We start from the raw sequence: 11,704 nt of genomic DNA, 5'->3' as shown, positions 1-11,704 counted from the left end.
AAGGTGGAGGAGTTTTATCCCGCACCTTTAGAGCTAAACATCGCAATCACTAATGAATGCAATTTAAAATGTATTATGTGCTTATTGCACGCAAAAGAACTCCAAAAAACCCATAAGACAAACTTTTTTGCACAAAAGCAGGTGTTAGAGGAGAAAAAAGTCTATGAAATGCTAGAGTATGCGGGTAAAAAGGGTGTGTTTAATGTATCTTTTACCGCTGCTGGAGAAGCTTTGCTTGATGAGCGGATTTTTTCTTTTGTCGCCTTTGCTAAGAGTTTAAAAATACCGCTTATCTCATTGGTTACTAATGGGACTTTGCTAGAGCAAAAGGGCATAGAGCTTCTAAAAGCTGGATTAAACAGAATGACTATTAGCATAGATGGAGCTACCAAAGAAACTTATAAAAAGATTAGAGGAGCAGATTTAAACAAAGTAGAAAGAGGGGTTAGAAAATGTGTAGAATATGCAAGAATCTTAAACAACAAAGGAGGAGATATTGAGTTTGAAGTAGCCTGTGTTTTGGTTTTTGATGAAATGAGTAGCCAAGAGCAAAAAGAGCTTTATTTGAGTAAATGGAGTGATTGTAGGGATGTGGTAAAGCGGATAACCTTTAATGAGTTGGCAACCTTTGATGAAAATGGACAAGACACAAGAAATAATGCGGTAATAGAGCATCACAAAAGAAGCGTTTGTATGTTTCCTTGGCAAAGAATGATGATAAATCCTTATGGGGATGTAAGTGTGTGTTGCACGATGAGTTCTAGTGCTTATCATTATCCTTTTAGTGTGGGGAATGTGTATCAAAATGATTTAGAGGAGATTTGGAGGGGTGAGGGAATCTCGACTCTAAGAGAGGAAAATATGCAGAAAGATTTCACGCAATTTTCTATTTGTTCTCGTTGTAATGAGTGGGCATATAATGACTTCACCCAAGAAGAGACCCCTAAGGCAAAAGAAAAAGCTTTATACATAGAATAAGGAGTAGGAATGCAGTGTATAGTGTGTAGGGATAAAAGTAAAACTTTTGAATCTGGAATTTTGAAAAATTTAGGGCTAGAGGTGGTTAAAGAATATGAAGTTAGCAATTTTTTTAGCCTAGAGACTTATGAAGCAGTGATGGATTCTAAAATGCTTCAAATCCCCTTGTTTGGGATTTTTTATGAAGAAGGTGTCGGGGGGGGGGGCGTTATAGAGAGATTTTTAGCCTATGCCATAGAAAAGAAAGAAAATCTTTATTACTACCCTAAGCCTAATGTGTATTTGCAAGTGGATAGTGTCGCACTTTTTGCTCTTTTTGGCGGGCATACTCCCGAGCGATTGCTTATTGAGACATTTTATAAAGAGCAATTACTCTCTACGCAATATCGCAACAACCTCCATAAACGCTTAGCTCAAAAGTTTCATTTCTCCTCAAAAAGAATCACCCTAGAGGGGAGACCGCTTAGCAATCTTTCTAAAGATTGGAAGCTTTTTGAGGATAATGTTGCAAATACTTTGGATATAACCACTAGGGCTAAAGAGTTTTATCCAGCCCCTGTGCATATCAATCTAGGAACTATTAATAAATGCAATCTCAAATGCTCGTTTTGCTTCTTTTTTGCACCAGAATATGTAAAAACACACACGACAGATTTTTTTAAAGAATATAGAATCTTAGATTCTAAGATTGTCTATGCGATTATGGATTATTCTGCAAAGCACGATAGCATTATTGACTTGGTGGGACCTTGTGAAATGCTTGTGGATAAGAGGATTCCAGATTTTATCAAGTATGGCAAAGATGCAGGTGTGCGGTGGATTTCTATGACAACTAATGGCTTATTGCTTGATGAGGAAATGGCGGATAGGCTTTTAGAATCTAGGCTTGATTCGCTATCAATTAGCATTGATGCGGCAACTCCTGAGACCTATGCAAAATCAAGGGGAGGGAACTTTGAAAAGCTTGTTAGAAATGTGGAATCTTTTTTGACAAAGATTGAAAAGCGTAAGGTGGATATTTATATTACCCTATCGATTATCTTGCAAGGTGGAGCAGAGGAAGAGGTAGAAATGTTTAAAGAAAAATGGTCGGCTTATAAGGCGGTTAATGAGATTTATGTCCGCAATCTTGTAGAAAAAAACAATGAGGGAATGGAAGTAAGCCACGATAGAAACTTTGATACTTCTTGTCGTTATACTTGTCAGAAACCTTGGGATGAGATTCATATTAATCCTGATGGTGGGGTTATGCCTTGTTGCACGATGGCTGGGGCGATTGGTTGGGAAAATAAAGTAATGGGGAATTTGTATGAGGAGAGTATGGATGCTATTTGGACAAATTGTATTACGCAAAAAATGCGTTTAGACCTCATTAAGGGGGATTTTAGAGAATGGAAGATTTGTAAGGATTGTGAGGAATGGTCTTATCGCAGTGTCGAGCAAGAAAATGGAGATGTGCTTTCGCCTTGTATTGAGTTTGTGAAGGTGAATTAGCCCTTGACATACTAAGGAAAAGTATTTATAATTCGATTTTTTTAAGGAGAGTTTTTGTTTAGTTTGCCTATGCGTTATGAAAACATTCGAGAAGTGCCTTATCCTTACAAGGGGATAGTTGCTATTTCTAGTGATGCAGAATACATAAGTCAAGAAATCTTAGATTGGCTCATTACTTATCTTAATACTGATGAGAAGACGACTTTAGGCTATGGCTTAGATTTAGATTTTGCTGCAAGTATTTTTTTCTATTCGGATAATCCTTTGCATACCTCTATGTATGATTCTTTGGAAGTGGATTCTAAAGAAACCCCTTATGCTAATGTTTTAAGAGATTATATAAAATCTGGATATATTGATACTAATCACGCTTTTGGGGATTTTAATGTTATTCATAACTTTGATAGAACTCACGCCCTTAAGGTCTATGAAATGCTTTCAAAACATTCTTTAAGTTTGCCAATTTTTACTAATCACGGCAATGGAGAGCCAAAAGCTATGCAGCATAACATAGGATTCGCTCCTCATCATAATGGAAGCAATCCAGATTCTATAAGCTATCATACAGATTTATCCTTTGCGGGGGGGGGGGGATTTTTATGTATGGAGTGATGATTGGGTAATTGAGAGATTCCCAAGAATCTCTTTAACAGGTAATATCACCTCTACTCAAGATGGGAGACAATTAGGCACTTCCACTATCTTTCAAAAATTATTTTGTGGCGATAGGGATTATTATTTTTTCACCCGCTATCGCTCTACGAGCCACATTGCACCTACTTTTCAAACCTTTAACTACCAAATACAAAGCATTGATTGGGAGAGCTTTTATAATCAGTCTGGTGTGGTGATTTTTTATCAGCATTTTGGTAGTTTTTATGTGGCAAATGCCAAAAATATTCCAACAACCTTAGAACTCCTTAAAAAAATCCCTTTTTATTTACAAGGCTTTAGATTTTTAAAAGAAGAGCAAGAAAAAGGGAATTTGCTTGTTTTAAAAACTTCAAAATTACTCCGCTATTGCAAGATGTATATGACTACAAAAGTAGAATCCCTCCTAGCAAATAATAAGCTGACTTTAACCCTACATAATTACGAAAACATTGAAGACCTTAGCTTTTTTGATGGTTTAACCTTGTATGTAGAGAATTACAAAGATATTGCCTTAGAATGTCTTTATAAAGATAAGCCTTTGAAGTTTGTTTATAACGGATTAGATGCTAGAGGTAAATATTCTATAACTTTAAAAAATAAATAAGGAGAATGCTATGCAATGGGATAAAGAAATAGAGATTGAGTGGGATGCCCCAGAGTTGTTTGAGGTGTTAGGTGATGAGTATTCTAAGGAGTTTGCAATAGCAGAGTTATCTCCTAAGGAGACTAATAGAAATGTTTTTTCGAGTGCTTTTGGCAGAGGGCAGAAAAACTATGTAAAACGCATAGAGGCTTTAGGGTTTGTCGGTAAAGAAAAGGTGCTAGATGCAGGTTGTGGTATGGGGCAATGGACTTATATTTTATCGCAATATAATAAAGCAGTTGTTGGAGTGGATTGTAGTGAGCATAGGATTAAGATTGCTAAATATCTCAATAGACAAAGAGAAAATGTGGTTTTCTCTCAAGAATTTTTAGAGAAACTATCTTTTGATTCCCAATTTTTTGATGCTATTTTTTGTTATGGCGTCTTTATGTTTACAGATATGCAAAAGACATTAGAAGTTTTTAAGAGAGTTTTAAAGCCTGATGGGATTATTTTTCTAAACTTCAATAATATCGGTCATTATGTGCATAGGATCTTTCATTATAGCTTTGAGGTTAAAGACGAAAAGCTTGTTGAGCAGTATTCGCAGATGATTGCTAATTATTACAAGGGGCATTATAGAAGCTCTTTAATGACATTAGAAAAAATATCCGAGTTTTTGCAGGCTTTAAATATGGAGATTATCTATAAAGGCTATGATGGAGAATGCGCTAAATTGCCCTTTTATCGTGAAGAGTTTTTGAATTTTCCTTATGTAACAGAAATACTAGTAAAAAATAGATAAAGGAAGCAAAGTGGTAATTTATGGAGCAATAAAAGAAGAAATTCAAAGAGAGCTAGAACAGAGGCTATCAAGAGAGATTGTTATAAATCTATTTTTGTCAATTTGGGATTTAGGGGTTTTAGAATCTATTTATGAGGATTTAAAGCATAAAAAATCCGTTTTTGTTATAAACCCAGCTTTTGATTTTTTTGATATTGATGTGTTTTGTGAATTTGTAGCCCAAGCACTTAAAGGTGGTAAGAATCTCTATTTTGCACCCCAGATTAATCCAGATTATTTTATTAAAGAGCCTTTTTGGTTTTTTATTACTTCTTTAGATGCTGTTGTAAACTTTTTAGTGGAATCCCTTTATCTTAAGAAATCTATTCAAACAGATTTTAGGAATTTCTTGCATAAAAGCCTTCGTGGGCATAGTATTAGCAGGGTGGATATTCCTAAGTATTTGACAAACTTAAGTGAAAATTGGGAAAGTTTTTTCTCCCAAGATTTTTCTAAAGAATTCTTTTTAAAGTATTCTGATGTTTATTTTCCTCACCCTAATAATGTGCATATTGCTATCTCTAATCGTTGTAATTTAGAATGTGTGATGTGTCCTTATCATAGTAAGGAATATAGAAGCTTACAAACCAGTGATTTTTTTGATAAGAGTCTTTTTATGCAAACGCAAGATTTTAAAAAGATTGCCAAATATTGTGGAAACCATAAGATATTTATGCAGTTTGGTCAATTAGATGAACCTTTTATTCATCCTAAGTTTTTAGAGTTTTTAGATATTGCCAAAGATTATGGTGTAGAGAATATTAATATCACGACTAATGGGACTTTGCTTGATAAGAAAAATGCAGAAAAAATCGTCCAATCTAATATCGGGCATATCACTTTTTCATTAGACGCTATTGATAAGGAGAGCTATAAAAGAATAAGGGGTTATGATTATGATACAACAGTGGCGAATATCCAATACTTAATTGATTTGTTAAAAACTAGTAAAAAGAAGACTACTTTGGGAGTGTGTTTTATTCTCCAAGGAGAAAATGCCAAAGAAAAGAGTATGCAGTTTTTAGAATATTGGCTTCCTTTGGTGGATAAAGTTAAGTTTCATCAACTAAGTGAGTTTGAACTTGATAAAGAGGGAAGTTTTGTTACCAAACACCAAAGGCAATTTAGAGAATATAAGCAAAGGCATACTTGTTCTATTCCTTGGCAGGTTTTATTTATCACCCCTGATTTGAAAGTAACTTTCTGTTGCAATAGTATGTCAGTTTATTCGACTTCATCATCTATCGGGGGGGGGGCATAATTGGAGATTTGAAGTTACAAAGTTTAGATGAGATATGGAGAGGAGAATCCTTAATGCAGCTTAGAAAAGAGCTTTTGGCAAATAGTTTTCAACATTTTAAAATCTGTGAAAAATGTTCCTTATGGTCAGGCGGAGAACCTAATATAGAAATTGATGAGATTGCTGGTTTGAGGGTTAAAAAAACTTATACAGAATGTGAGATTATCTATGAAAAAGAATAAAAAAATAGCTTTATTTGGGAATTCTAATAATAACTTTTTCTCTCTTGCAAGATATTTGCGGGATAGGGGATATGATGCAGATTTATTTTTATGCAATAACGAATTACCCCATTTTCATCCCTCTTGTGATAGTTATTCTTTGGATTTTATCCATTATACTTTTTTGCTCCCTTTTGGGAATCTGTATTGGTTTTTAGATGAAATTGAAGGGCTTAAAAAGAATGAAAGTCTCTTAAGTCGCCTAAGAAATTATGATATTATCTTTGCTAATGGTCCCTCTGTGGCATATTTAAGCTATTTTGATATTCCTATTGACTTTTTTGTTCCTTATGGAATGGATTTGGTGAATTATCCCTTTTATGTAAATTCTGCTAATCCTAGCCATAGGAAGCATTTAGATACTTTTAGCCTTTATCAAAGCAAAGGTATTAAGGAATCTAAAAAGCTTCTAAGCACGGAGGATATTTTGAATGTAGCCGCTTATGAAGAATCGATTAGAAAATTGGATTTATCCTCTAAAGTGGTTGCTTTTAAAACTTTTCCTTATATTTATATGGAGTTTTACCAAAGAGAAGTGATACCAAGATTCTTTAATGCTTCTTATTGGGCAGAGGATTTTTATGCTTTAACTAAAGATTCTCAATTCGTTGTTTTTCATCACGCAAGGCATTCTTGGAAGAGCGTTAGAGAAGAAGGGAGACGCGTAGCCGATAAATGCAATGACAGAGTATTACAGGCTTTTGCAGGTATGGTTAAAGATGCTAAAAAATATAAGCCCAAGCTTTTAACCTTTGAATATGGGAGTGATATTAATGCAAGTAAGCAAATGGTTGAAGAGCTTGGGATACAAAATTATGTGCAATGGTTGCCTATTATGAATCGTAAAGATATTATGGTGGGTTTGTATTATGCTTCTTGTGCTACGGGTCAATTCCATATTGGTTGTATTGGTGGGGGAGTTCAAAGTGAAGCTTTGGTTGCTTCTGTGCCTCTTGTCCATTATGTCAATCCTCTAAGGTATGATTTAAACGAGATTTATCCCTTTATCCAAGCAAAAGAGATTGAGGAGATACAAAAAGGATTTGAATCTTGTCTTAAAAACCCTAAGAAATACCAGCAAATGGCTAATGATGCGTTGAAATGGATGCAAAGAGAAATGCTTTTGGCGGTAAATGGTATTTGTGAATTGATAGAGGATAGGCTGGTTTCCATCAGCACTTTGGGAGATTTATGCGTTAAGCCAATACAATACAAAACAAAAGATTAAAGATGCTTTAAAAAATAAAAAATAAGGATCATTGAATTTACTTTTTTCATTACCTTTTTATGAAACTCGCATTATAATCCCAAGTTTTATTAAGGGAGCATAAATGTGTCGTATTGTGGGCGGTTGGGAATTTAAAGGTAAGAGAGGGCTTTTGGATTCTATAGAAAAAATGCGCGATTGTATGAGTGCTGGAGGTCCTGATGATTTTGGGCTTTATACGCAAAAGCATTGCAATCTCGCTTTGGGACATAGACGACTTTCTATTATTGATTTAAGCAATTTGTCTCATCAGCCTTTTATTAGCGAAAATAGACGCTATGTGCTAGTGTTTAATGGAGAGATTTATAATTATAAAGAGATTGCTAAGAAGCTTGTTAGTGAGGGGGTTAGATGTGAAGCTTTTAGCGATACTGAAGTTTTGTTGCAAAGTTTTGCACATTGGGGTGTGGAGTGTGTGAGAGAGCTTGAGGGAATGTTTGCCTTTGTGGTATGGGATAATTTAGAGCAAAAGCTTTATTGCTTTCGCGATAGAGCTGGAAGTAAGCCTTTTTATTATTATTTTGATGGAGAGAGATTTTTGTTTGCTTCAGAGCTTAAGGGTATTTTGGCTTACCCTTATTTGCAAAAATCTATTAACAAAGAATCTTTAAGCTTATTTTTAAGCTTTGGGTATATCCCTGCCCCTCATTGTATTTTGGAGCATTGTTTCAAGCTTGAAGCAGGGAGCTATCTTATCGTAGATAAAGAAGCCAATATCGCTAAATATCGCTATTACAATCCAAAAGATTCTTATCTGCAATCCTGTGATTTTACTTGGGATAGCTTTATCTCCCATTTGCAAAAAAGTATTGCTTATAGAATGGTGAGTGATGTTCCTGTGGGTGTGCTTTTAAGCGGTGGGGTGGATTCTTCTTTAGTGTGTGCGGTGCTAAAGGACTTAGGATATAGCTTTGAGACTTTTAGTATGGGATTTGTAGAATCAAACTTTGATGAGAGCGATTATGCTAGGCAAGTAGCAGATATTTTAGGCATTACTAATTATCAATTTATTTGCCATTTGGATGAAGTTAGAGGGTTAATAGAGCAATTACCTTTTGTCTATGATGAGCCTTTTGGGGATACCTCGGCTTTGCCTACGATGCTTTTAGCGCAAAAGATTGCAAAAACCCATAAAGTAGCCTTAAGTGCCGATGGTGGAGATGAGCTTGGCATTGGTTATGAGAGATATTTTTGGAGTATGCAAAGATGGGAGCAATACCGCTATTATAGAAAACTCCAAATTGCTTGGATTTTGGATTTATTCTCTGCAGAGTTTGTTATGGATTTATTTTCAAAATTTGGCATTTCTATGGGGGTTGATAAGTTTTTACGCATTAAAAATCAGCTTAAAGCGAAAAGTTTTTTAGAGCAGTATAAGGTGGAGATTACCCATTTTAGGAAAGAGGATTTATTGCTTAATCATCTTCCTTTTAAGTCAGTGGGGGATGGATTTTGCTTAGATTCTTATGCACAAATGAGTTATTTTGATTGGTGTCATTATCTAAGTGAGGATATTTTAACCAAAACCGATAGGGCTAGTATGAATGTGGGATTAGAGATTAGAGAGCCTTTGCTTGGAAGAGAGTTTGTGGATTTTATGCAAGGGATTCCTATGGAATATAAGGTGCATAATGGAGAGGGAAAGATGGTATTTAAGCAGTATTTAGAAAGGTTTTTTCCACATTCGTTAATCTATCGTCCTAAAATGGGGTTTGGTGTGCCTTTAGAGTCTTGGATGAGGAGTGATTTGAGGCATTTATTGCAAGAAGTTTTAGACTATGCAGAGGGTTATTTGGATACTCATTTTATAGCTAAGTTATTAAGGGACTTTGATGCTAAGAAGAGAGTAGATTTTAGTAAGATTTGGTATATTTATACCTTTTGTATGTGGAGAAAACAATGGAATATTTAAAGAGGTATGAAACGATAGAATTGGGGAAGAGTTGCTATATCTATCCAAAAGGAGGTTGTGCAGAGATTCTAAGCAATATTTTAAAAGATTGTAAGAAAGATATTGCTTTAAAGTTCCTTGATGATAGTGATAGTGTGAATAATCTTGCTTCCAAGCAAGAAGAGATTAAAAAAAGTGGTGATTATGTATTAGTGTGCGCTGGTGATGTGCAAGATAAGCTTGTCTTAAAGTGTGAGAGTTTAGGGCTTAAATACCTTGATGGGAGGGAGTTTATTGCCTTTTGTTTAGGGCAGCAAATCCTCTTAGAGGCTTCGGGGGGGGGGGCAAAATTTAGAGTTTTAGAAAATGGGGGGTTGCATATTTTTGATAATCCCTACATTACGCATTATTATTTCTTCTATGATTTGTTTGTGTATTATGTCTCTCCCAAATGTTTAGAATCTTTAAACCAATGCGCCCTTGAATATGCTTCTTGTATCAAGAAAGCCTTATTGGAGGTTGGTTTTAAGCTTGAAGTCTCTTATGGTATTAGCCTAAGTTATGTCCCCCACACTCACAAAATAGCTACATTTTTTAGCAAAGATATTCCCATAGAGTGGTATTTTGGGAGTTATGAATATTATCTTGAGCATAAGCAAAATGTTTTAGGAGATAGGGTTTTAATAGCTCCTTGGATTTTAATTGATTTTTTTGTGAGCAAAAAGGTGGTTTTGTGGCTTTCAGGCATTGTCCCTAAGCTTTCTTATGAGAAAAAAATAGTTGTCGGGATGGGGCATAGTATCGCAGAGGCTTTTTGCTTCTTTCCTAGAGCTTTAAGGCAGGAATATTTAGAGCAATACATTGGTTATTATTTTTTGGGTTTTGATTATTATTTGGCTATTGATAGGGCTTCTTTAAAGGCTTATGAGAGTGTTTTTAGAGCTGTTGGAGTGAAGACTAGGGCAATAGCTGGGGGTTCTCCAAGATTGGATTTAAAATTAGAGCAATCCTCTGCCTTAAGGACAATGGAGCAGTTTTTATTTATTCCTCGCTCTAGCAAACCTAATGAGCTAATGGGTATTATCAAAAGGCTTTTAGAGATGGGTAAGAAAGTCCTCTTTCGCCCACATCCTGCTTATAGAAATTATTATAAGTGGATAGGGAAGCAAAATCCTTATGCTTGTTTGGAAGTTTTTTTATCTTATGAAAATTTTAGCTTTGATGAGAGTGTTGCTATCACATCTAAGAGTCTATCTAAGAGTATCGTGATTACTGATAATTCTTCACTCTCTTATAGTGCGCCTTTAAATTCTTTAAAGCCGGTTATTCTCTATGCGCCCCCTAAAAAAGAGTTTGATTTAAGGGTTTGCAATTTTGGTCATTCTTTTGTAAATCCTCTTTTGCATAGAGTGGCTTTTAATGAAGAAGAGTTTATGCAAGTCGCATTAGGATTAGAAGAAGAACTAAAAGACAAGGGGGAGGTGATAGCACAAGAGATTTTAGAATATAAAGAGGCGAATATTTTTTATCCTAAACATTCTGCTTTAGAGATTGCCAAGCTTTTAATGTCTTTTGCTAAAAGTTGATTATGCTAAAATGCGAGGAATTTTTCTTCAAAGGTTATTAAGAGAGCTATGAAAATCACTTTTCTCATTGATGTTATGCGACGCGGGGGTGCGCAAAAGATTCTGATACTTATTTTAGATATTCTTTCGCATAATGGTTTTGAAGTGCAGCTTGTAGTCTTAAAAAAAACAGAAGATTTAATAGACATTCCTCCTAATATTGAAGTTTTTTATCTTTTAGAGAGCGAAAAAGAGGCTTTATTGCCTAATAGTTTTTTGCTTTTAGAATCTTTTGGTGCTATTGCTAAGGATTGTGATTTAATTGTTTCTTTTATGGATTTTATTACAAGTTATTATGCAACCTTAGGGGCGAAGATTCTCTGTAAGCCTTATTATATTTTTGTGCGCTGTGAGCCTTCTTTTGTGGAAAACAACTTTCCCCAAAGTGCGATTAATCATACTTTATATGCAATGTGTTTGCAAGGGGCTGTAAAGGTTGTGTGTAATTCTAAGGCAAGTTGCAAGGATGTAGAGGTGAATTTTGGGGTTTTGAGGGCTAAAATTGGTTTGCTCTATAATCCTATTGATACTGCAAAGATACTTGATTTAAGCCGACAAGAAGTGGAATTTCCTAAGGTGCAAGGAGAGGTTTTTTGTTTTGCTATTGGGAGATTGCATAGCCAAAAGAATTATTTAACACTTTTAGAAGCCTTTAAAGCCTTGCCAGATTTTATTAAGCTCTATATTTTAGGTGAAGGTGAGCAAAGGGAGGAGATAGAAGCTTATCTTAACACCCACCAAATGCAAAATGTTATTTTGCTAGGGTTTAATGAGAATATCTATCCCTTTTTGAAAAAAGCCGATATTTTTATACACGCTTCATATAGCGAGGGCTTCCCCAATGCGG

11 protein-coding genes are annotated in these 11,704 nt (G+C 35.1%); all 11 read left to right on the top strand.

The features are described from left to right. A partial coding sequence (locus C6H18_RS00690; RefSeq protein ID WP_158654847.1) for a radical SAM protein occupies positions 1 to 978 on the top strand: 978 nt, incomplete at its 5' end. 9 nt (positions 979 to 987) lie between these two features. Further along, positions 988 to 2,472, top strand: a complete 1,485-nt coding sequence (locus C6H18_RS00685) for a radical SAM/SPASM domain-containing protein (RefSeq protein ID WP_104721206.1) — start codon at positions 988 to 990, stop codon at positions 2,470 to 2,472. Between the two features lie 54 nt (positions 2,473 to 2,526). After that, positions 2,527 to 3,084: a hypothetical protein gene (locus C6H18_RS00680; RefSeq protein WP_104721205.1), complete on the top strand. Its 558-nt coding sequence runs from the start codon at positions 2,527 to 2,529 to the stop codon at positions 3,082 to 3,084. After that, the gene (locus C6H18_RS00675) at positions 3,050 to 3,730 is read left to right on the top strand and encodes a hypothetical protein (RefSeq protein WP_104721204.1); all 681 of its coding nucleotides are present in this window, start codon (positions 3,050 to 3,052) and stop codon (positions 3,728 to 3,730) included. The genes C6H18_RS00680 and C6H18_RS00675 overlap by 35 nt, the downstream gene beginning before the upstream one ends. Positions 3,731 to 3,740: 10 nt before the next feature. Continuing rightward, positions 3,741 to 4,514 carry a class I SAM-dependent methyltransferase gene (locus C6H18_RS00670; RefSeq protein WP_104721203.1) on the top strand — a complete coding sequence of 258 codons (774 nt, stop codon included), beginning with the start codon at positions 3,741 to 3,743 and terminating at the stop codon, positions 4,512 to 4,514. A 10-nt stretch (positions 4,515 to 4,524) separates the two neighbouring features. After that, a complete protein-coding gene (locus C6H18_RS00665; RefSeq protein WP_104721202.1) occupies positions 4,525 to 5,814 on the top strand; it encodes a radical SAM protein in 1,290 nt (429 codons plus the stop codon). Between the two features lie 8 nt (positions 5,815 to 5,822). Next, positions 5,823 to 6,035, top strand: coding sequence for an SPASM domain-containing protein (locus C6H18_RS00660; RefSeq protein ID WP_158654846.1), 213 nt, complete (start codon positions 5,823 to 5,825; stop codon positions 6,033 to 6,035). Then, a complete protein-coding gene (locus C6H18_RS09530) occupies positions 6,022 to 7,302 on the top strand; it encodes a glycosyltransferase family protein (protein WP_199770096.1) in 1,281 nt (426 codons plus the stop codon). The genes C6H18_RS00660 and C6H18_RS09530 overlap by 14 nt, the downstream gene beginning before the upstream one ends. A gap of 103 nt (positions 7,303 to 7,405) precedes the next feature. Further along, complete coding sequence (asnB, locus tag C6H18_RS00655) at positions 7,406 to 9,253, top strand: asparagine synthase (glutamine-hydrolyzing) (protein WP_104721200.1); 1,848 nt, start codon at positions 7,406 to 7,408, stop codon at positions 9,251 to 9,253. Continuing rightward, positions 9,241 to 10,818, top strand: a complete 1,578-nt coding sequence (locus C6H18_RS00650; protein WP_104721199.1) for a hypothetical protein — start codon at positions 9,241 to 9,243, stop codon at positions 10,816 to 10,818. Before asnB ends, C6H18_RS00650 begins: the two co-directional genes overlap by 13 nt. A 48-nt stretch (positions 10,819 to 10,866) precedes the next feature. Further along, on the top strand, positions 10,867 to 11,704 hold an 838-nt coding region (locus tag C6H18_RS00645; RefSeq protein WP_104721198.1), incomplete at its 3' end, for a glycosyltransferase.

The sequence above is a fragment of the Helicobacter mesocricetorum genome (assembly GCF_900198605.1).
In the GTDB taxonomy this organism is placed as follows: domain Bacteria; phylum Campylobacterota; class Campylobacteria; order Campylobacterales; family Helicobacteraceae; genus Helicobacter_D; species Helicobacter_D mesocricetorum.
This window is presented reverse-complemented; position numbering and strand designations above follow the sequence as displayed.

What these genes read in the sequence shown, in the direction of transcription:
- C6H18_RS00685 (WP_104721206.1), top strand. Translation starts at nt 988, where the DNA reads ATGCAGTGTATAGTGTGTAGGGATAAAAGTAAAACTTTTGAATCTGGA.
- C6H18_RS00670 (WP_104721203.1), top strand. Translation starts at nt 3,741, where the DNA reads ATGCAATGGGATAAAGAAATAGAGATTGAGTGGGATGCCCCAGAGTTG.
- C6H18_RS09530 (WP_199770096.1), top strand. Translation starts at nt 6,022, where the DNA reads ATGAAAAAGAATAAAAAAATAGCTTTATTTGGGAATTCTAATAATAAC.
- asnB (WP_104721200.1), top strand. Translation starts at nt 7,406, where the DNA reads ATGTGTCGTATTGTGGGCGGTTGGGAATTTAAAGGTAAGAGAGGGCTT.
- C6H18_RS00650 (WP_104721199.1), top strand. Translation starts at nt 9,241, where the DNA reads ATGGAATATTTAAAGAGGTATGAAACGATAGAATTGGGGAAGAGTTGC.